17 protein-coding genes are annotated in these 19,706 nt (G+C 48.5%); 4 read left to right on the plus strand and 13 right to left on the minus strand.

From position 1 onward, the window contains the following. Positions 1 to 219 precede the first annotated feature (219 nt). The 4 genes from Q1B04_RS02260 to lon form a co-directional block, all read right to left on the minus strand. Positions 220 to 948 (minus strand): SDR family NAD(P)-dependent oxidoreductase, encoded by a 729-nt coding sequence (locus Q1B04_RS02260; protein WP_299755032.1) that lies wholly within the window; start codon positions 946 to 948, stop codon positions 220 to 222. A 340-nt stretch (positions 949 to 1,288) separates the two neighbouring features. Continuing rightward, positions 1,289 to 2,680, minus strand: a complete 1,392-nt coding sequence (gene hslU / locus Q1B04_RS02265) for an ATP-dependent protease ATPase subunit HslU (protein ID WP_299755034.1) — start codon at positions 2,678 to 2,680, stop codon at positions 1,289 to 1,291. A gap of 68 nt (positions 2,681 to 2,748) precedes the next feature. Then, complete coding sequence (gene porQ, locus Q1B04_RS02270; protein ID WP_299755037.1) at positions 2,749 to 3,792, minus strand: type IX secretion system protein PorQ; 1,044 nt, start codon at positions 3,790 to 3,792, stop codon at positions 2,749 to 2,751. Between the two features lie 144 nt (positions 3,793 to 3,936). Then, entirely contained in the window at positions 3,937 to 6,423 is a 2,487-nt protein-coding gene (gene lon, locus Q1B04_RS02275) for an endopeptidase La (protein WP_299755040.1), read from the minus strand. 225 nt (positions 6,424 to 6,648) lie between these two features. On the opposite strand from lon, the gene Q1B04_RS02280 reads away from it, so the two are divergent. Both Q1B04_RS02280 and Q1B04_RS02285 read left to right on the plus strand, forming a co-directional pair. Continuing rightward, the gene (locus Q1B04_RS02280; protein ID WP_299755043.1) at positions 6,649 to 8,622 is read left to right on the plus strand and encodes an OmpA family protein; all 1,974 of its coding nucleotides are present in this window, start codon (positions 6,649 to 6,651) and stop codon (positions 8,620 to 8,622) included. 70 nt (positions 8,623 to 8,692) lie between these two features. Continuing rightward, the gene (locus tag Q1B04_RS02285) at positions 8,693 to 8,944 is read left to right on the plus strand and encodes a hypothetical protein (RefSeq protein WP_299755045.1); all 252 of its coding nucleotides are present in this window, start codon (positions 8,693 to 8,695) and stop codon (positions 8,942 to 8,944) included. A gap of 64 nt (positions 8,945 to 9,008) precedes the next feature. Here Q1B04_RS02285 and Q1B04_RS02290 read toward each other — a convergent pair whose 3' ends face one another. The 6 genes from Q1B04_RS02290 to Q1B04_RS02315 all read right to left on the minus strand — a co-directional run bounded on the left by Q1B04_RS02290 (position 9,009) and on the right by Q1B04_RS02315 (position 15,188). Further along, on the minus strand, positions 9,009 to 9,515 hold the full coding sequence (locus Q1B04_RS02290; protein ID WP_299755047.1) for a DUF6702 family protein: 507 nt from the start codon (positions 9,513 to 9,515) through the stop codon (positions 9,009 to 9,011). A 66-nt stretch (positions 9,516 to 9,581) separates the two neighbouring features. Then, positions 9,582 to 10,748 carry a LysM domain-containing protein gene (locus tag Q1B04_RS02295; RefSeq protein WP_299755049.1) on the minus strand — a complete coding sequence of 389 codons (1,167 nt, stop codon included), beginning with the start codon at positions 10,746 to 10,748 and terminating at the stop codon, positions 9,582 to 9,584. 14 nt (positions 10,749 to 10,762) lie between these two features. Next, positions 10,763 to 12,076, minus strand: a complete 1,314-nt coding sequence (gene rseP / locus Q1B04_RS02300; RefSeq protein ID WP_299755052.1) for an RIP metalloprotease RseP — start codon at positions 12,074 to 12,076, stop codon at positions 10,763 to 10,765. Positions 12,077 to 12,135: 59 nt separating this feature from the next. Beyond that, on the minus strand, positions 12,136 to 13,287 hold the full coding sequence (locus tag Q1B04_RS02305; protein WP_299755055.1) for a 1-deoxy-D-xylulose-5-phosphate reductoisomerase: 1,152 nt from the start codon (positions 13,285 to 13,287) through the stop codon (positions 12,136 to 12,138). 134 nt (positions 13,288 to 13,421) lie between these two features. Then, a complete protein-coding gene (locus Q1B04_RS02310) occupies positions 13,422 to 13,682 on the minus strand; it encodes a four helix bundle protein (protein ID WP_366524600.1) in 261 nt (86 codons plus the stop codon). A gap of 9 nt (positions 13,683 to 13,691) precedes the next feature. Then, the gene (locus tag Q1B04_RS02315) at positions 13,692 to 15,188 is read right to left on the minus strand and encodes a GH3 auxin-responsive promoter family protein (protein ID WP_299755058.1); all 1,497 of its coding nucleotides are present in this window, start codon (positions 15,186 to 15,188) and stop codon (positions 13,692 to 13,694) included. A gap of 163 nt (positions 15,189 to 15,351) precedes the next feature. Here Q1B04_RS02315 and Q1B04_RS02320 point away from each other — a divergent pair, with 163 nt between their 5' ends. Beyond that, the gene (locus tag Q1B04_RS02320; protein ID WP_299755060.1) at positions 15,352 to 15,786 is read left to right on the plus strand and encodes an OsmC family peroxiredoxin; all 435 of its coding nucleotides are present in this window, start codon (positions 15,352 to 15,354) and stop codon (positions 15,784 to 15,786) included. A gap of 59 nt (positions 15,787 to 15,845) precedes the next feature. After that, the gene (locus tag Q1B04_RS02325) at positions 15,846 to 16,355 is read left to right on the plus strand and encodes a hypothetical protein (RefSeq protein ID WP_299755063.1); all 510 of its coding nucleotides are present in this window, start codon (positions 15,846 to 15,848) and stop codon (positions 16,353 to 16,355) included. A gap of 92 nt (positions 16,356 to 16,447) precedes the next feature. On the opposite strand, the gene dnaA is transcribed toward Q1B04_RS02325, so the two are convergent. From dnaA to Q1B04_RS02340, 3 genes are all read right to left on the minus strand, one after another. Beyond that, positions 16,448 to 17,872, minus strand: coding sequence for a chromosomal replication initiator protein DnaA (gene dnaA / locus Q1B04_RS02330; protein ID WP_299755066.1), 1,425 nt, complete (start codon positions 17,870 to 17,872; stop codon positions 16,448 to 16,450). A gap of 107 nt (positions 17,873 to 17,979) precedes the next feature. Continuing rightward, positions 17,980 to 18,912, minus strand: a complete 933-nt coding sequence (locus Q1B04_RS02335) for a metallophosphoesterase (protein ID WP_299755068.1) — start codon at positions 18,910 to 18,912, stop codon at positions 17,980 to 17,982. Positions 18,913 to 18,925: 13 nt separating this feature from the next. Next, positions 18,926 to 19,681 (minus strand): 5'-nucleotidase C-terminal domain-containing protein, encoded by a 756-nt coding sequence (locus tag Q1B04_RS02340; RefSeq protein ID WP_299755071.1) that lies wholly within the window; start codon positions 19,679 to 19,681, stop codon positions 18,926 to 18,928. Between the last annotated feature and the right edge of the window lie 25 nt (positions 19,682 to 19,706).

The following is a 19,706-nucleotide window of genomic DNA, read 5'->3' on the forward strand; positions in this document are numbered from 1 at the left end:
TGTTTTAAGGTGTTTAAAAGCATATCGGGCAAATCGGATCTCTCACAGGCAGGTACATTTTTAGCGAGTGAACACATAACTGTACCAAATATGCATATCTTCAGACAATTAGCAAAATATATAAAAACCCTATGTCATTACATACCTATTTAGCAGAAAACGGATGGATACGAAGCGTATATTGAAAGTAAGCAGCTCAAAATAAGAATTTTACCAGAACTACATATCTCGCACAGACACTACCACTTCTGTAAACTTGTTGATGCTGTTCAGGAAATTGACAATCTTTATGCTTACTTCTTCTGCCGAGGCTAATTCGTTATCGGCTTTATAATCCCGAAATTTTTCTACGGTGCTAAAACGGCTAGCGTCACTTTCCCTGATCTGTTCCTGCATGTGCGTATCCACTACCCCCGGCGACAGTGCATACACTCTTACTCCGGTGCCGCGCTTGTCCTGCTCCAGCTGCACTGTATGCGACAGCATATCCATGGCGGCTTTGGATGCGCAGTAGCTGGCCCAACCATCTACGGGGTACTTGCCTGCACCCGAGCTAATATTTACGACTACCTTCTGCGCCTGCTGCTCCTTGTATACTTCTAAGAAAGTGTTCATCAGCATGGCTGGCACAATCACATTCACATCAAATACAAACTCAAACCGCTCATTAGGCATTCCCTCGCCCACGTAGCCGATGTCTCCGAGCACACCTGCGTTATTAATCAGCACCAGCTTTTCGGCATCTTTGTAAGGCAGGAAAACTTTCTGCAGGTTATGTTCTACAGCCTCAATGTCAGAAAAATCGAGGGGCTGGTGGCGGTAGTTCGGGTGTTTGATGCTGCAGGTGCGCGATACGCCCACTACATGGTTATTCTCGTCCTTCAGCAGTTCCTCGGCTAACGCCTTGCCTATGCCTTTGCTGGCTCCGGTGATGATATAGATGTTCATAGTTAGAAAGTTAAAAAGTCAGGAAGTTAAAAGGTTGGGAGTTAGGATTACGGATACATACGCTGGAAAGGTTAGTTGACATGATTCATCTTTTACATTGCTGTAACTGTTATTGCTGATCATAAATACAACAACTTCATCCCTGACCCAACATTGCGCTTGGTAGTTGCAGCCATTCTTTATACTTGTTTAAAGTATAAAACCACAGCCAAAACAAAAAGCCAGCACCTCTGCTTTAGCAGAAACACTGGCTTTTTATTCCTCATGCAAGTCGCAGACCTGCTTTTATACTTTGGCACGGAAGTGACTTCCGCACCAGGCAAACTTTCTAACTTTCTAACTATAGTATATACTGGCTCAGGTCACGGTTTTTCACCATGCCAGACAGCTTCTCCTGCACCATTTCGCGGGTAACCAGGATGTGGGCATTGGCTCCGATCTTGTCCGGCACATCAAACAGAATATCGTTTAGCAGGCGACTCATGACCGTGTGCAGGCGGCGGGCACCGATATTTTCCACCTCAGTATTTACCTCGTAGGCAATAGAAGCGATTTCGTCCAGGGATTCGTCGTTAAAACTCAGTTCCACCTCTTCTGCCGACAGCAGCGCCTCATACTGCTTGGTAAGCGCATTTTTCGGGAATTTCAGGATCTGGTAGAAGTCGTCTTTGGTCAGGCTGTCCAGTTCCACGCGGATTGGGAAACGGCCCTGAAGCTCTGGAATCAGATCGGATGGCTTAGCCACATGAAACGCACCGGCGGCAATAAACAGAATATGGTCGGTATTGATGATGCCATACTTGGTGTTCACCGTGGAACCTTCCACAATCGGGAGCAGGTCGCGCTGCACACCTTCGCGGCTCACGTCCGGACCGCTGCCTTTTTTGCTGGAGCTCGCTACTTTGTCAATCTCATCGATAAAGATGACGCCTGAGTTTTCTGCCTTAAAAATGGCTTCCTCCTTCACCTCATCCATATCAATCAGCTTAGAAGCCTCTTCTTCCAATAAGATTTTTCGCGCCTCCGCAATGCTAACTTTGCGCTTTTTGGTCTTCTTAGGCATCATGCCGCTGATCATCTCCTGGATGTTCATCATGGAAGCCTCATCCATACCCGGCCCCATCACGCCCATGCCCGGCATGGAGCTTTGCTGTACCTTGATTTCGATTTTGCGGTCTTCCAACTCCCCGTTACGTATCTTCTCACGGAATTTCTCGCGGGTGCGCTCGTTCAGTTCAAAGTCGTTGTCCGGCATGGCATTCGGGTCCGCCGTAGTAGAGAACGATGGCGTAGAACGCCCCTGAATCGGCGGGATCAGCGCGTCAAGTATGATGTCTTCCACCACTTCGGCGGCTTTCTGCTTCACCTCCTCCTTTTTCTTCTGCTTCACCATGTTCACCGACTGCTCCACCAGGTCGCGAACCATACTTTCTACGTCGCGGCCCACATAGCCAACTTCTGTAAATTTTGAGGCCTCTACCTTGGTAAAAGGCGCATCGGCGATCTTGGCTAGTCGGCGGGCGATCTCTGTCTTACCCACACCTGTCGCCCCGATCATCAGGATATTGTTTGGTACAATATCACTTTGGATGCTTTTATCGGCGTTCATGCGGCGCCAACGGTTACGCAGCGCAATGGCCACGTTTCGCTTGGCGTCTTTCTGCCCAATGATATATTTATCCAGCTCTGCTACAATCTGGGCTGGCGTTAACGATGCAATATTATCTAACATGTCTTCTTCTTGTGTTTATAAATCAAACCCGGCCTATTGCTAATACAAGCCATAGTGCCGTTTGGTTATTAACTGCTCTTCTTTTTAAGGAACGAGCCGGTATTAGTGGCAATGGTGATGTAATGTGTGGCACCAGACGGATGAAAAAAGGCACTCCCGTAGTTCAGCTCAAAGCTCCTAACCCGCAGCATGGCTCCCAAAGAAAATCCCGCCCCTCCTGCTTTACTGTCTAAACGAAGTTCTTTGCGGCGCAGGTGGTTGTAACCGGCCCGCAGCTGAAAGTTTTTGCTGAACACAAACTCGGCTCCTGCCACAAAGTGCCGTGCTATTTTATCGCCCAGTTGCTTCTCCTCCTTCACTTCGTTGCCGTTTTCATCCAGCTTTCCCGGCGCGTTAGGGTCTAGGTACACAATATCGAACTGGTACAGGCGGTGTGCTGTGAGCGAGAGCCTAACAGGCATGTGCTCCGGCTTATAGCTAATGCCCAATTGAGCATCCCAGGGCATCTGCTGCCGCTCTCCGCTATCGAATGGCTTTACCTGGTAACCAACGTTTTTGAAGGCTAAGCCAACCGTAAAATCTTTCTCCGGATGCTTAAAAACAGCGCCCGCATCTGCCAAAATACCTACTGCCTGGTTGCCGGCTATACTTGACACAGCTACTTTTGCAGTTGCGCCAATCGTAAAAGCCTCTACTTCACGGGCATGGGTAATCGCCAAAGTATAATCATTTACGTTGAAAGCACCCTGCTCCGTACCTGTGGCATCGCGCTGCACAAAATCCCCGTAACTGAGGTAGTTTATACTTGCCGCCCAGCGCCCCAGTTTGTTAGAGTTGAAGGCGTACGCAGCATGGCTCTGCCTGATATCAGCCAAATAGCCGACGTAGCTCACACTCACCTGCTGGTCCATCTCCTGGTTTAACAAAGCTGGGTTAGCTGATACCATGTTTACGTCATGGCCTCCTGCCGTCACGTTTACTCCGCCTAAAGCCGCCTGCTTAGCGCTGGCTGGTAATTCCAGGAAAGGAAATCCCCGCTGGCCGCCCACCTGCGCCTGTGCCGTGAGCGCAAGGCCCAGCAGCGTGCAAAGTATGAGGGCAGCGGTTTTCATGGGGATTCCAATTTTGAATGAGCGAATGAGTGATTGAGTGAATGGTTGATTTATTGCTGCTCAGCAAGTGTAAAAGCCCCAAAATATTGCGTCTCCACAGTACCAAATAATTTTAACCACTCAACAATTAGTAGCAATCAACAGTTATTCGTTCTCAACTTTCTCTTCCCGCACCGTCAGCTTCAGCGGATGCTTCACCGTCTCCTTCAGAAGAGCGATTTTCACCACCTCGTCCACACGGTCTACATAATGTATAGTAACGCCTTTAATATACTGCTCCGGAATCTCGTTGATATCCTTTTTATTTTTTTGGCTAAGTATGATATCTGTGATACCGGCACGCTTGGCCGCCAGAATCTTCTCTTTTATACCTCCCACCGGCAATACTTTGCCACGAAGCGTAATCTCACCTGTCATCGCCAGCCTTGCCCGTACCTTGCGCTGCGTAAACACAGAGGCAATGGAGGTAAAAATGGCTATACCCGCCGATGGACCGTCTTTCGGCACGGCGCCTTCCGGAAAATGTATGTGCAGGTCGTACTGGTCGAACAGGCGGTAATCTATATCCAGCAGCTCGGCGTGTGCTTTTAAGTATGAAATGGCCGTCATAGCCGACTCCTTCATCACATCGCCTAACTGGCCCGACAGTGTAAGCTTGCCTTTGCCGCGGCTAAGTATACTTTCGATGAACAGAATATCTCCGCCAACTGATGTCCAGGCCAAGCCGGTTACCACGCCAGCAGTATCAATATCCTGGTAGATTTCTTTGTCAAAAATCTCAGAGCCCAGAATCTTGGTTACTTCATCCGGTTTGATGGATTTGGCAAACTCCTCCTCCATCGCCTTTTGCTTGGCCGTGTTACGCACCAGTTGCCCAATCTTGCGCTCCAGGTTTCTAACGCCTGATTCGCGGGTATAGTCTTCTATCACCTTCTGAATAGTCGCTTTTGGCACCTTTACATCGTCCGGCTCCAGCCCATGATCGGCTATCTGCTTGGGTACTAAATGGCGCTTGGCAATCTCGGTTTTCTCCTCTAAAGTATAACCGGTCAGCTCAATGATCTCCATACGGTCGCGCAAGGCTGCTTGTATGGTTTCTAGTGAGTTAGCCGTCGCGATGAATAACACCTTGGATAGATCGTACTCCACATCCAGGTAGTTATCCATAAACGTATGGTTCTGCTCCGGGTCCAGCACCTCCAGCAAAGCTGAAGACGGGTCGCCACGGAAATCAGAAGCCAGCTTATCAATCTCATCAAGAATGATTACCGGGTTAGAAGAGCCTGTTTTCTTGATTTGGCTGATGATTTTGCCTGGCATGGCGCCTACATATGTGCGGCGGTGGCCACGGATCTCTGCCTCATCGCGCACCCCGCCCAAGGACATGCGTACATACTTGCGGCCCAAAGCTTTGGCAATAGAACGGCCCAACGAGGTTTTACCCACGCCCGGAGGTCCGTAAAGGCACAGAATCGGTGCCTTCATATCGTTTTTCAGCTTAAGTACGGCCAAGTATTCCAGAATGCGCTCTTTTACCTTTTCTAGGCCGTAATGGTCTGCGTCCAGTATCTTTTTGGTGCGCTTCAGGTTAAAGTTATCTTTGGTATGCTCGTTCCAGGGCAGGTCCAGCAGAAACTCCAGGTAGCTTACCGCCACCGGATACTCGGCTGCCTGTGGATTTAAACGCCCCAGCTTATCAATCTCTTTTTTAAAGTGCAGGGCAACAGCTTCCGGCCATTTCTTTTTCTTGGCACGCTCCCGGAATCGCTCTATCTCCTGGTCCGGCCCCTCCTGCCCCAGTTCATCCTGCAGCACTTTTATCTGCTGTCGCAGAAAGTAGTCGCGCTGCTGCTGGTCTATATCGGTGTGTACTTTGGAATGGATTTCCTGCTTCAGTTCCAGCAGTTGGATCTCGCGCAGCATGAACTCCAGCAGCTGTGTGCCGCGCTCTTTGCCGTCGTTTACCTCCAGCAGCTCCTGCTTCTGGGCCACCTCAACATTCAGGTTGCTCGACAGGAAGTGAGTTAAAAAGCTTGGGCTATCAATATTATCCAGCGCCACCTGTGCCTCCTGCGGTATTTCAGGGTTCAGCTTCAGCATTTTAGCGGCCGCATCTTTCAACGACTGCACCAGTGCCTTCACCTCTTTGCTCTTCTTGTCCATCGGAGTTTCCTCGCATAGGCTAACTTTAGCCGCCAGGTACGGATCCTCCTGCGTTACCTCATCTATCTGAAAGCGGCTTTGCCCCTGAATAATGATGGTTGTGTTGCCATCAGGCAGTACCAGCATCTTCAGTATTTTTGCCACAGTACCTACGTGGTATAGGTCTTCGGCCGTTGGATCATCGGATATAGTATTCTTCTGCGCCACTACCCCAATAATTTTGCCGCCGCTGTGCGATTTTCGCACCAGTTTCACAGACTTTTTGCGGCTTACCGTAATTGGCAGCACCACACCCGGAAACAACACCGTATTGCGCACTGCCAGTATCGGAAGTTCGTCCGGCAGGTCAACAGGTTTCATGTCGTCTTCTATCTCGGCAGTAATTACAGGTATCAGCTCCAAGCTGTCTTCGTCTGAAGCGCTGCTAAGAAGCAGGTTTTGCAGAAAATGCTTAAATGTTTGGTTCATATTTTAGTTCAGTGCCATTTTGGCAGAAAAACACCGTTTCTCCCCCGGTTTTCCTACCTCGCTGTTATTGTTCAAGTCTTGTGCCAAGGCTATTGGGCTGTTGATTTGTCCGGTTTAGGGTTTGTACCCATTATCCCACAAAAAAATAGCACTAACCGAAAACACATTTACAATAATATAGCGCAAAATTAATATCTTTGAGCGTTGGGCAAAATTGCATCGCTGATGAAACGCTTGTTCCTGTTGGTATTTTTACTGCTCACGTTCCTGCAACCTACTCTGTTACAGGCACAGCAAATTAAACACGTAGACCCCAAAGATCTGTCCGAGGCTAACCTTCAAGTCAGTAAGCTTCAGCCAGACCCTGAATTTCACCTTGATTTTCCCAATTTAAACAAATTCTCTTACTATCACGACCGTAAGAAGCTATCTCTTATACATAGGCTCGAGAAACGTAAGCAATACGGCAAGGTTCTGCCGCTGCTGGAGGAGTACGTGCATAACTTCGGTGTTCAGAACTTCTACAAAGACACGCAGTTACTCTGGCGGTTGGGCCAGCTGCTGGAGCGCCAGGGCAACCAAGAAAAAGCCAAAGCACTTTACCGCCTTGTACTTAAACACCACCGCGCGGATGTAAGAAAGGTGATGTCTTATTACGACTCGCTTGAGCAGAACACCAAAAACTACTACGTACCGCTAAACTATTACTATGAGTTGGTGGAGTACCGTAAATCTATTGCCACGTTTAAGCCGCCGAAGGGCGTGTACGTGAACATGGGCAATGCCATTAACTCGCCTTACGCAGACTACGGCCCGACCCTGAACGACGAGAACGAGGTACTCATCTTTACATCCAAGCGCAATGTGGGCGGCCTGCAGAGCCGGGCCAATGAAGACCTGTTTTACAGCAAGCAGAACAATGGCTTTTGGGAAGAGGCACAATCGTTTGGTAAGCCTATCAACAGCATTTATAATGAGGGATCGGCCTGCCTGAGCCACGACGGAAAAACGCTATACTTTGCCCGCTGCGAAGCCCCAAATAGCTACGGCAACTGCGATATTTACGTGGCCACGCGCCAGGAAGACGGCAGTTGGGGCGAGATAAAAAACCTGGGAGCTAATGTAAACAGCCCTGCCTGGGATTCTCAGCCAACCTTATCACGGCAGGAAGACACGCTATACTTTGCCTCTGACCGCTTGGGCGGCTTTGGCCTTTCGGATATCTACTTTACCCACAAAACCAAATCTGGCAGTTGGGCTCCGGCCCAGAACATGGGCCCGGTCATTAACACCCGCGAAAGTGAGGTAAGCCCTTTCCTGCATCCTAAATTCCAGGTTTTATACTTTAGCTCGCGTGGCCAGCTCAACAACTTTGGCGATTTTGATATCTACAAAACGTACCTGGTGCAAGGGCATTGGCAGGAGCCGCGCAATATAGGCCCGCTGGTAAATGGCCGTGGCAGCGAGTATTATTTTACCATAGACGCTGGTTCTAAAAACCTATATTATGCCCGCTCGGAGGCCAACGACATAAAAAACCTGGACCTCTACTCCTTTCCGCTTCCTATGGAGGCACATCCTTTGGCTGTAACAAAAGTGGAAGGCACCCTCACAGATTCAGTAACTAACAAACCCATGTCGGCGGTTGTCTCCGTTATTGATCTTGACAATGGCGTGGAGATTTCCAGCAAGTATGTTCGGCCAGACGGCTCTTTTGAGTTTAACCTGATCGATAATACCCGTTACATGATCCTGATCCAAAGCCCCGACTTCTTTACAATTGAGCGGGAACTGGAACTCAGAGGCGATACATCCATAGACTTTATGACGTCGGTGATTGATTATAGTATACCGATGGTGTTTGAGAACATTGAGTTTGAGCCGATGCAGTCTGATATTACCCAGGAGATGGAGCCGATACTGGACGAGGTAGCGTACTTTATGATCGACCACCCGATGCACCGCCTGGAAATTGCCGGCCACACCGACAGCGCCGGAGACCCTGACTTTAACCTCACCCTCTCCCAGGACCGTGCAGATGCCATTAAGCGTTACATAGAGCGCAAGGTAAACATCGGCAGCGACCGCATTGACGCTATTGGCTACGGCAGCAGCAAACCTATCCGCCAGGAAGTAACCGAAGAAGACCGCCGCATTAACCGCCGCGTAGAGTTTATCATTATCAAGCCCAGAAATTAGGAGCAAATCTTCCTACATTACCTAAGCACAAAGTATAAGAGTCCGCTTTAAACCTTACACTACAACAGCCATGTTAGATGACGTTATAGAAGGCTCGCTGCTGTTGGAGCATTTGGGCGCTTCTACCCGTTGGCTATACTATGCCCTGCACAGGCAGCTTACCGGCAGCAAATACAGAAGGTACGGCGAGTTTTATGACGCCAGAAAAGGCTGGAAATTCTCCAGAAAGAGTAAAAATGCCATGTATAACATATTCATCGGCACAATTATACTTCTTGCTCTACTAGTTGTACTGGTGTTTATATCTAACAACTTTTATTAAGTAAAAAAGGCTGAGCCTCCTCACCGGAAACTCAGCCTTTCTTTATACTCTTGCTCTAATTATACTATAGCGCTATCTTTTTCTGTGTCTCGCCACGCTGCAGCAGTACGCTTTCTGTTTTGCCTTTGTAGTTAATATTTACAATATTCATTTGGTCGGAAAACAGCTCGGTAAGTACTGCGTTCTTCACGTAAAGCTGTCGCAACGCCTCTTGCTGTACCGGCACCTCCAGGTACATCCAAACTACATCAGCATCTTCTTCGGAGCCTAAGAACTTTTGCTTCAAAGGCTTTCCTTTTTCTACCTCCAGCACCAGGTTGGTTGCCAGATAATCGCTCAGGTACTTTTTAACCTGCTCCGAAGTATGGCTGTATACTACTTTGGTTTTGTTTCTTTGGGAAAGCGCATCCTCCAGATCATCCATAAAAACCTTTACGGCAACCTCCAGACTTTGCGTGCGAGGGTTAAAGCGTACATCGGCAATGCTGGCATGGTAATCATGCGCGGCAACAGGCTGTACAAATGCGGCTACAAACAACAGCAGCAAAAAAGGCAGGAATTTATACTTCATGTAGAGTTAAGTTGTAAATAGGTAAACGCCAGCAAATGTAGTACCAGTTTCCTGCAGCTAGCTTGTTTACTTCTTAGCAGTAGGCAGGTCTGAAAGTACGCGTTTGGCCATGTTTGGCATACTGTCGCTTACAATGCGCTGCACATCGTTGATGTTAGACTCGTAGGGTACTTTAACCTTGTTACCGGAAATAAGCTCTCCTTTACTGTCGTAGATGCTGTAGTGCACGGTAAAGTCGCGCTGGTAATTTTGGGCGGCACGGTCCAGGCAGTTTTCATAGATAGTTTGCACCTCAAACTGATTAATGAAAACGTAGTAATCAATGCCGTACTGGTTGTTGAAATAGCTAAAAAAGTCCGGGTCTTTAACAGTAACTCCAAAATGCTTGTTAGGATCTTGTGCTACGGGCAGCACGGCTGGCTCTCCTTTTATACTTAGTTTATCTTTCTGATCTTTCACCCAGTTCAGCATGCCACCTTTATCCTCCTTCACAGTTGGCTGGTGGTTGTACCTAGACTGTTTGTTATCGGAGTAAGCATAGTTCAGAGACTTATACAAACGGCTCAATTCGCTCACACTATCGCGGTACACACCGCCTAGCAAATGAATGGTTTCATAGCCTTGCGGAGCCAGCATCGCATTTAACCTTCCTCTGAATACGTGCCGCACGTTTTGGCGCGGTATCCGAGACTGACGCGCAATCTCGTAATCGGCGTCTGAAAAGTATAAATGCGGATCGAAAGGCACTACCAGAATGCGGCTCTTGGTTTTATAAGCTGCCGGTTTAGGCTCCGGAGCCGGAAAAGCAGAAGTACTTTCTACGGTTTTGTGTGTAGCAGCAGCTTTTTCCGGAGTAGGTTTTGCAGCCGTAGAAGCTGTTGCTGCAGGTGTTTTAGCTGGCGCAGCCTTTGCTACCGGAGCTGGTTTGGCAGCCGAAGCCTTTGTGGAAGCTAACTGCTTTTTCTTATTAGGATTAATAAGGTACAACGTCTGCCCGATTTGCAGGATGTTCTTGTTCCAGCGCTGCAAAGAGTCCAGCGGCACATTAAAGCGGCGCGAAAGGCTGTAGTACGTATCGCCCTGCTGTACCTGGTACACGCTGTCGCTTGGTGCAGCGACAGCGTTCAGGTTTATATTTTCAGGCCAAACTGAAGTTGAAGCCTCAGCTTGGTTAAATGCAAGTACTAAAATAAAGATTAAGTTTGTCAGGGTTGCTTTTACGATGGAATTCATGCGAAAAATCTTGGTTAGAAGATTATCTTAAATACATCGTTAAAGATAGCAAATGCCATTAAGCCTAACAATAAAACCATACCCACTTTCTGAGCATTTTCCAAAAAGTTATCAGACGGCTTGCGGCCACTGATCATCTCATAGGTCAGAAACACCACATGGCCACCGTCCAGTGCCGGGATCGGCAGGAAGTTCATAAAGGCCAGTACCATCGAGAGCATACCTGTAATGCTCCAGAACTTATACCAGTTAAACGTATCGCCGAAAATCTGGGCAATACCAATCGGGCCGCTCAGCGATTTAGAAGCCGACACCTCGCCACGGAATATTTTGCCGAAACCTTTCAGGTTAGCTGTAATCACGCTAAAGGCCTGATCTGTACCCATCGGGATGGATTCTACTAAGCTGTATTGTTTGGTGGCTGTCTGCAGCAACGGCACCGGCTGAAAACCGACAGTTCCGTCTTCGCCAACCTCTGCCTTCAGCTTTACGAGCTTGTCGTTGCGTTCCACAGTCATAGTGATCGCCTTGCCTGCATTGGCTTTCAGAGATTCCTGAAACTCATGAAAAAACTTCACGCTCTCGCCGTTCACCATGGTAATATAGTCATCTGGCTGCAGACCGGCTTTGGCTGCGGCACTGCCTTTTACCACCTGGCCAACTTTAAACGGCAGGCGCGGCTCAACAAAAAACACCTGATTTTTGTCGTCCGCCAGTTTATCCATCAGGTCTACAGGCACTTTCAGGTCTACCAGCTGGCCATTGCGCTCCACGGTATAGTAGGAATTGGTGCCCAGTAAAGCATCCATTGAGCGTACATCCTCAAAGCGCTCCAGTTCTTTTCCGTTTACGGCCACTACTTTATCGCCTGTCTGAAAACCAATTTCCTGGCCCAACTCATTGGCTACCACGCCATACTTTACTTCATTAGCAGGAATGTACTGCTCCCCATAAGTATAAGTTAAGGCGATAAAAATAACAATACCCGTAATTACGTTTACAATAATGCCGCCCATCATCACGATCAGGCGCTGCCAGGCTGGTTTTGCACGGAACTCCCACGGCTTCGGCTCCTCTTTCAGCGCCTCCGTATCCATCGACTCGTCCACCATACCGGAAATTTTCACGAAACCGCCCAACGGAATCAGGCCCAGCATGTATTCTGTCTCTCCGAATTTCTTCCCGAAAACCTTTGGCGGAAAGCCGATTGCATACTTTTCCACCCGCATTCCGAACCACTTGGCCGTTAGCATGTGCCCCAGCTCGTGTAAACCTACTAAAATTGTGAGGCCCAGTATGAGCTGGCCCACCATGATCAATATATCCATCTAAAAAGAAAAATTTCTGAGTTAATAGTGCTGCTGGCAAAGGCAACAGAAAGTATAGTTTATTTGTTTAAGAATGCTGCAGCCTGTTTACGGGCTTCTTCATCTGTAGTAACATAGTCTTCGTAAGAAGGATTCGCAATATACGCAACTTTTGCCATACAGCTTTCGATGATGTCGGGCATCTGCAGAAACCCAACCTCATCGCGTAGAAAAGCACTGACGGCCACCTCGTTAGCAGCGTTTAAAATGCAAGGCATGTTGCCTCCTCGCTCCATGGCATCAAAAGCCAGCTGCAGGTTACGGAAAGTCTTCAGGTCGGGCTGCTCAAAGGTAAGCTGCGGGTAATCCAGGAAACTGAAGCGCGGAAAATCAGACTTGAGACGCTCCGGATACCCTAAGGCGTATTGTATCGGGAGCTTCATGTCGGGCAGGCCGAGCTGCGCCTTGATGGAGCCATCCTCAAACTGCACCAACGAATGGATGATTGACTGCGGATGCACCACCACCTCGATCTGCTCATTTCTTAACCCAAACAGCCATTTCGCTTCAATCACTTCAAGCCCTTTGTTCATCAAAGATGCGGAGTCGATGGTGATTTTTGCTCCCATGTCCCAGTTCGGGTGCTTGAGGGCCTGCGCCTTGGTGACAGCGGCCAGTTCTGCTGCGGTCTTTCCTCTGAACGGCCCACCGGACGCGGTAAGTATGATTTTCTCAATCGGGTTGTGGAACTCCCCGGCCAGGCACTGGAAAATAGCGCTGTGCTCTGAGTCTACGGGGTAAATGTTTACGCCATACTCTTTGGCAAGACTGGTAATGAGCTGTCCGGCCACTACCAATGTTTCTTTGTTGGCCAGCGCAATCTGCTTGCCCGCTTTGATGGCATGTATGGTTGGCAGCAGGCCGGCGTAGCCCACCATGGCGGTCAGCACCATGTCTACAGTGCCCATTTCTACTACCGAACACAGGGCTTTGCTGCCGGCATATACTTTAATATCCTCCTGCTGCAGCGCCTGCGCCACCTGTTCATATAGGTCTTCGCGGGCGATAACAACTACATTCGGTTTAAACTCCAGCGCCTGCTGTATAAGGAGGTCGGCGTTGCTGTGGGCGGTGATCACCTCCAGCTCAAATGCTTCCGGATTTGCTTTAATTACCTCCAGGGCCTGTGTGCCGATGGAGCCAGTGGAGCCAAGTATGGCGATTCTCTTCATTTAATTACGAATTAAGAATTACGAATTACGAATTGAATTTCCATCAAGCTTCGCTTTACTCGTAATGATGATGCTGTTCAATATTTTAATTATCTCCCCACAATCGGCATGTATACTTACAAATTGAGTTTCGGCTATATAGCCTGTCTCATAAAAAGCATGAGCCAGTAACTGGTTTCTCTAGACTCTTTCCTAGCTATACTTAGCTTATGAATAAAATCAGCTGCCGATTGCCCTGCAACAGCCTCTTCTACATTCGCACCAATAGAGGTGCCACTCCTCAACACTTGCTTTGCCAGCACAAATTCTTGTTTTCCCTTTTTCAAGTACTCATATAGCTTTACAATGCGAACGGCAAAGGCAAATGACTTTGTTACGATTATGTTCTTACTCATTCGTAATTCTTAATTCGTAACTCCTAAGAGTCCTTCCGCCAGTTTCCTGTCGTTGCTTAGCCTTGGTACTTTATTCTGTCCGCCCAGTTTGCCCTGCGACTTCATATACTGCTGAAAGGCCCGCTTCGGAAGCGCCGTGAGTTTTAACTTCTTCAGGATATTGCCTGTTATAAGGTCATCGTAATAAGAATTAAGCTTACGCAATTGCTTGTCCAGCTCTTCGGCAAAGGCGTCGTGGTTAATCGGCTTCTGCGAAAACTCCACCAGCCACTCGTGGTACGACTGGCCCTGGTCCTGACTCACAAATGGTGCCACTGTAAACTCAACCAGCTCCACCTCCTTAAATTTCTGCATGGTCAGTTTCATGGCTTTCTCCACCTCCTCACCTATCACGTGCTCCCCGAACGCCGAAATAAAATGCTTGATGCGCCCGCTTACCACTAATTTGTAAGGTTTCACAGAAACAAACTTTACTGTATCGCCGATGGAGTAGCTCCAGAGGCCGGCGTTACTGCTAATTACCAGCGCATAGTTTACGCCCGGCTCTACCTGGCTAATGGTCAGGCGGGTGGGGTTTTCGTTGTAGTACTCTTCGGCGGGTATAAATTCGTAGAAAATACCGGAGTTCAGCAGCAGCAGCAGCCCCGGATCTACCTGACTGTTCTGATAGGCAAAAAAGCCTTCTGAGGCCGGAAAAGTCTCCACAGAATCTATCTGCTTCCCAACTGATTCGAATAGTTTTTTGCGGTAAGGCTCAAAGTTAACGCCACCGTACACAAACAGCCCGAAGTTTGGGAAAATGTCTTTCACCTGCTTGCCCGTCTGCCGGATGAGCTTATCGAAATACATCTGCACCCAAGGCGGAATGCCCGAGATCAGCGTCATGTTTTGGTCTATCGTCTCTTCTATAATCTGGTCGAGCTTGGTTTCCCAATCTTCGATGCAGTTGGTGCGGTAGCTGGGCAGCTGGTTGGTGCGCAGATAGCCCGGCACGTGGTGGTTGGCAATGCCTGATAAACGGCCAGTATTTATACCGCCAACTTCTTCTAACTCAGGGCTCCCCGACAGGAAAATCATCTTGCCATCCAGAAAAGCGGATTTGCCTGTTTCGTGCACATACGCCAAAAGCGCATCGCGGGCACCGTTTATGTGGTTAGAGATAGAATCAGAAGAGATGGGGATATACTTGGTGCCGGAAGTAGTGCCGGAGGTTTTGGCCAGGTACAGCGGCTTGCCGGGCCATAACACATCGCTTTCACCTTGCTTTACAAGATTGAAGTATGGCAGCAGCCCCTCGTAATCGCGTACGGGTACTGCCTGCACAAAATCGGCGTGCGTTTTTATAGTGCCAAAGCCATGGTCACGGCCAAATTTTGTCTGCTGCGCTTTAGTTATAATATTCTTGAAAACAGCTTGCTGTGCCTCTGCCGGATGCTCTATCCAACTTTGATTTTTCCGGTGCACATAAGCCGCAAAAGGCTTACTCAACAACGCTCTAACACCCATACAATCAGTTTTAGTAGAAAGTAAAGATAACCAGATAATGCAGCAATGCCACACCTGCCGCCAACTTAAACGCGTTTCCTTACAAATTCTGCCGTACCAACCTTAACTATTAATCTCAGTATTAGTTATACATAAACAATTTGGACTACAACATTTATAAACTATGAGAAAACACAAAGCAGAAGCACGTTGGAACAAAGGCCTTAAAGGCGGTGAGGGTGAAGTAAAAGCCGGCAACGGGGCTTTCACCTCTAAATACTCTTACGCTTCTCGTTTCGGCGACAGCAACAGCGGCACATCACCTGAAGAGCTGATCGGAGCTGCACATTCCGGTTGTTTTTCTATGTTCCTGAGTGCGTTGATAGAGAAGGCAGATATTACGCCCGAGTATGTGGAAACGAAAGCCGTTGTGACGTTAGGTGAGCAGGACGGAGCGCCAACTATACTTAAAATTGAGCTGAACACGGAAGTTAAAGCCGACGGCCTGGACAATGAGAAGCTGCAGCAGCTGGCGCAGGATGCAAAAAAGGGCTGCCCTGTATCTAAAGCGCTAAATGCAGTACCCGAAATCACGCTGCAGGCCACGCTTAAGGAATAAATTTATTATATTGCGGTGAGCTGTGCCCGGCTCATTATGTTTCACGAAATCTTATAGTAATGGCAGTATCTGGTAGTAGTGCCCGATCGACGTTGATTGTGCAGCTAAGCCCCACGCGTAATGCGAAACTCTCTTTTACAGTGCAAATTATACTTACACTGTTTTGGTTGGCCTGGGCCGCTATGCTTGTATTCTCGGCAGACCGTACGTATGAGCAGAACTACTTATATTATGCCTTTCTAGGCCTGGCGGTTGCTTTCCTGTTTTATGTGGTACTGCAAAACACATCCATTTTTGGGGTGCAGTCTTACATTGAGGTTACGCCGCAGTATATTGTTCAGAAATTCGGGGTATTTCGCACCAAGCACCTCATCCAGATACCTGACATTGCCGCTGTGCACATTACGCCGCTGGCGCTGCGCGTTACCCTGCACGATGGACAGCAAGTATACCTGGACCTGAAGCAGGTGCGTAAGAAACGTGATCTTGACCGGATTAAGAACAAGATTCGGGATTTATCAGAAATGCACCAGTTTGAGCTGACAGATAATGTTGGCAACAATGTATAAACAACAGCATTTTAAAGTATAAAAAAGCGGCGGCCATACTTTGCAAAGTATGGCCGCCGCTTTTTTATATTACTGATATTATACTTTGCAGCTTAACCTGCTTTAGATTTAAATTTTTTCTGAAGCTCCTGAATACTGGCCTTGAATTTCTTGTCCGTATCGATCAGATCAGACACAGTTTGTACCGAGTGGATTACCGTACTGTGATCGCGGCCGCCGAAGTGGTAACCGATAGACTTAAGTGAGTGGCTGGTAAACTCCTTGGCAAAGTACATAGCTACCTGGCGCGCCGTTACAATTTCCTTCTTACGGGTTTTAGCTTTGAGCGAGTCCAGGCTTACCTGGAAGTACTCGGCCACGGTTTTCTGGATGAAGTCGAGGTTTACCTCTGTTTCTACATCCTCAATAATATGCTTCAGGGCCTGCTTGGCAAGCTCCAGGTCAATCTCTTTGCGGTTAAGCGATGACTGTGCGATTAAAGAGATCAGCACGCCTTCCAGTTCACGCACGTTGGTGTCCACGCTGTAAGCCAGGTACTCCACCACGTTATCCGGAATGTCGATGCCGTCGCTCTGCATCTTTTTATGTATGATGGCCATTCGCGTCTCGAAGTCCGGGCTTTGCAGGTCGGCGGTGAGGCCCCACTTAAAGCGCGACAACAAGCGCTCCTCTAAGCCTTTCAAGTCGCGTGGCGGACAGTCCGAGGTCATCACGATCTGCTTGCCAGATTGGTGCAGGTGGTTAAAGATGTGGAAGAACATCTCCTGCGTTTTTTCCTTACCGCTCAAAAACTGCACGTCGTCAATAATCAGGATATCAACCAGCAAATAGAAGTTGGCGAAATCCTGGACGTTGTTTGTTTTGAGAGACTCGATGAACTGGTTCACGAATTTCTCAGAAGAAACGTACAGCACAAACTTCTCAGGGTTGCTGTTCTTGATGTTGTTGCCGATGGCCTGCACCAAGTGTGTTTTGCCAAGGCCCACGCCACCATAGATCATGAGCGGGTTAAAAGAGGTTGTTCCCGGTTTGTTGGCCACAGCATAACCTGCCGAGCGCGCCAAACGGTTGCAATCTCCCTCAATGTAGTTCTCAAAAGTATAAGCCGGGTTCAGCTGCGAGTTCAGGAAGTTGCGGTCAATCGTCTTCGACTCAAACGGGCTCTTAATGAAGTTCTGCTCCGGCCTATAAGAGTTAACAACCGCCTGCGGTATCTTTTTAGTAGGGATATTTACCGTTTGCGGCTTATTGGACTCGTTGCCCCTATCCACAATGATAGAATACTCTAAACGCCCCTCGCTGCCAAGTTCCTGATAGATGACCTTTTTCAGAAGCTGCACATAGTGCTCCTCCAGCCACTCGTAAAAGAACTGGCTGGGCACTTGTATGGTAAGTACGCTGTCGCGCAGGGATACAGGCTTTATTGGCTCGAACCAAGTCTTAAAGCTTTGTTCGCCAATATTTTCCTTTATCACCTGGAGGCAGTTATGCCATACAGTTGAACAGTCTTTGATCATCCAGTTTTCCAAAACTACATAAGATATGATTGGTGTAACAAACGGCTCCTTTTATTGGCAGGGGGTTACAAATTTGCTCAATAATCTGTAAACAAAAAATTATTTTTTCACGAAGTTGTTACAGGTCTGTTTACAGGCACAACCGCCGTTCTCACGTCAGTTTTTTGCAGTGTTTTTTTGCTGAAGCTAAAGTCGAGGCGGCCCAGGAAAATACCAGACCAACCTACCTGATTTACAAGCGTTTCGTGGCCTGACGCATGGCGCACTACCTCCGGCTGATCCAGAAAGGTATGCGTGTGGCCACCCAGGAGCAGGTCGATGCCATCCACTTGCCGTGCCAGTGTTACATCATCTATCTTGCCGTCGTCATATTTGTAACCCAAGTGTGAAAGACACACCACTAAATTACACTTTTGGTTCTCGCGCAGCTCCTGCACCATTTCGCGGGCCGTGGCTACAGGGTCTAAGTATACGGTTTGGGCGTAGTTGTTCTGGCTCACCAGCCCCGCCAGCTCAATGCCTAGGCCAAACACACCTACTTTTATACCTTGCTTCTCAAAAATTTTGTATGGTGCAAACTGGTTTTTAAGTATGGTTTTGCTGAAGTCGTAGTTGGCACTCAAAAACGGGAACTGAGCGTGCGGCAGCATTTTCTCCAATCCCTTCAGGCCGTTGTCGAAGTCATGGTTGCCGAGCGTGGCAGCGTCATACTTCATCTGGCTCATAAGTTTATACTCCAGCTCTCCGCCAAAAAAGTTAAAGTATGGCGTGCCCTGCCAGATATCTCCGCAGTCGAGCAGCAGCACGTTTGGCTCCTCTTTACGGATCTGCTCGATCAGGCTGGCTCGGCGGGCCATACCGCCCATCCCCCCATATTTGCGCCCATCATCCGGAATAGGGTCGATGCGCGAATGCTGGTCGTTGGTGTGCAGGATGGTAAGGTTTATACTTTGCGCCGCCTCCGCCGAGAACGGTACGCCCAGCAGGCTAATACCAGCCGCCCCTACTGCTGTAGTTTTAAGAAAATCTCTTCTTCTCATTTTAAAAGTCTTGTTAAGGGAGGATGGTTACTCTGTTTCCTGTTTCGGCTGTTACAGGTTTGCCTGCGGCATTTAGCTGGCGTATTTGCTGCAGAATAGCCTCACGGAGCAGCAGGCCTACATTTTCATACTTTATGGCATCTTGCAACATCTTCAGGTCATCGCCGCCGCCGGCCAGGTAGTTAGAGGTTACTAAAGTATAAGTCTGACTTGGGTCGAATGACTTTCCGCTTATTTTGATATTAGTGGCCTTGCCGTTTTGCACGGTATAGGTAGCGTTGCCAATAAGTGCGTTTTTACGATCTGCCGCATAAGTAAACAGCTGCTGCACTGTCTCGCCTTTCAGCGTCAGCACCACCAGCTCATTCTCGAAGGGCATTAGCTCAAACACATGGCCTGTGGTTATCTCGCCCTGCGGCAGCGGCACGCGCAGGCCGCCGTTGGTGGCCAGCGATAGGTTAATGGGTTTATTGTATAGCGGGGCCGACTGCTCCAGCTGCAGGTCCACGACAAAATTGCCCAACGCCGACTCGTAATCTCCTTTGCTCAGGGCCACAGGCGCGGTGCCCACCACTTCCGACATTTTTACGGTTACTTCTTTGCGGTAAGGCGCGATCTGCGCCTCCAGTTCTGGGTCCGGAGTTATGGATTGGTCTACCGGCACATCGGTGTTAACCAGCGCAGGCGAGGCTACCCACGGGCGCTGGCAGCCAACCATACTTAGCGAGAGCGCCAATACTGCTATCGCTTTAGGGAAATTGATTTTCATAAGAGTGATCAGGATTTGGGCCTAA

The sequence above is a fragment of the uncultured Pontibacter sp. genome (assembly GCF_947495565.1).
Classification (GTDB): Bacteria; Bacteroidota; Bacteroidia; order Cytophagales; family Hymenobacteraceae; genus Pontibacter.

Excerpts from the sequence above, each read along its gene's own strand:
- Q1B04_RS02315 (WP_299755058.1), bottom strand. The coding sequence starts at position 15,188 with ATGGGTGTTAGAGCGTTGTTGAGTAAGCCTTTTGCGGCTTATGTGCAC.
- Q1B04_RS02305 (WP_299755055.1), bottom strand. The coding sequence starts at position 13,287 with ATGAAGAGAATCGCCATACTTGGCTCCACTGGCTCCATCGGCACACAG.
- porQ (WP_299755037.1), bottom strand. The coding sequence starts at position 3,792 with ATGAAAACCGCTGCCCTCATACTTTGCACGCTGCTGGGCCTTGCGCTC.
- Q1B04_RS02335 (WP_299755068.1), bottom strand. The coding sequence starts at position 18,912 with ATGAGAAGAAGAGATTTTCTTAAAACTACAGCAGTAGGGGCGGCTGGT.
- Q1B04_RS02310 (WP_366524600.1), bottom strand. The coding sequence starts at position 13,682 with ATGAGTAAGAACATAATCGTAACAAAGTCATTTGCCTTTGCCGTTCGC.
- Q1B04_RS02290 (WP_299755047.1), bottom strand. The coding sequence starts at position 9,515 with ATGAAGTATAAATTCCTGCCTTTTTTGCTGCTGTTGTTTGTAGCCGCA.
- Q1B04_RS02285 (WP_299755045.1), top strand. The coding sequence starts at position 8,693 with ATGTTAGATGACGTTATAGAAGGCTCGCTGCTGTTGGAGCATTTGGGC.
- Q1B04_RS02260 (WP_299755032.1), bottom strand. The coding sequence starts at position 948 with ATGAACATCTATATCATCACCGGAGCCAGCAAAGGCATAGGCAAGGCG.
- hslU (WP_299755034.1), bottom strand. The coding sequence starts at position 2,680 with ATGTTAGATAATATTGCATCGTTAACGCCAGCCCAGATTGTAGCAGAG.
- Q1B04_RS02295 (WP_299755049.1), bottom strand. The coding sequence starts at position 10,748 with ATGAATTCCATCGTAAAAGCAACCCTGACAAACTTAATCTTTATTTTA.
- Q1B04_RS02280 (WP_299755043.1), top strand. The coding sequence starts at position 6,649 with ATGAAACGCTTGTTCCTGTTGGTATTTTTACTGCTCACGTTCCTGCAA.
- dnaA (WP_299755066.1), bottom strand. The coding sequence starts at position 17,872 with ATGATCAAAGACTGTTCAACTGTATGGCATAACTGCCTCCAGGTGATA.
- Q1B04_RS02320 (WP_299755060.1), top strand. The coding sequence starts at position 15,352 with ATGAGAAAACACAAAGCAGAAGCACGTTGGAACAAAGGCCTTAAAGGC.
- lon (WP_299755040.1), bottom strand. The coding sequence starts at position 6,423 with ATGAACCAAACATTTAAGCATTTTCTGCAAAACCTGCTTCTTAGCAGC.
- rseP (WP_299755052.1), bottom strand. The coding sequence starts at position 12,076 with ATGGATATATTGATCATGGTGGGCCAGCTCATACTGGGCCTCACAATT.
- Q1B04_RS02340 (WP_299755071.1), bottom strand. The coding sequence starts at position 19,681 with ATGAAAATCAATTTCCCTAAAGCGATAGCAGTATTGGCGCTCTCGCTA.
- Q1B04_RS02325 (WP_299755063.1), top strand. The coding sequence starts at position 15,846 with ATGGCAGTATCTGGTAGTAGTGCCCGATCGACGTTGATTGTGCAGCTA.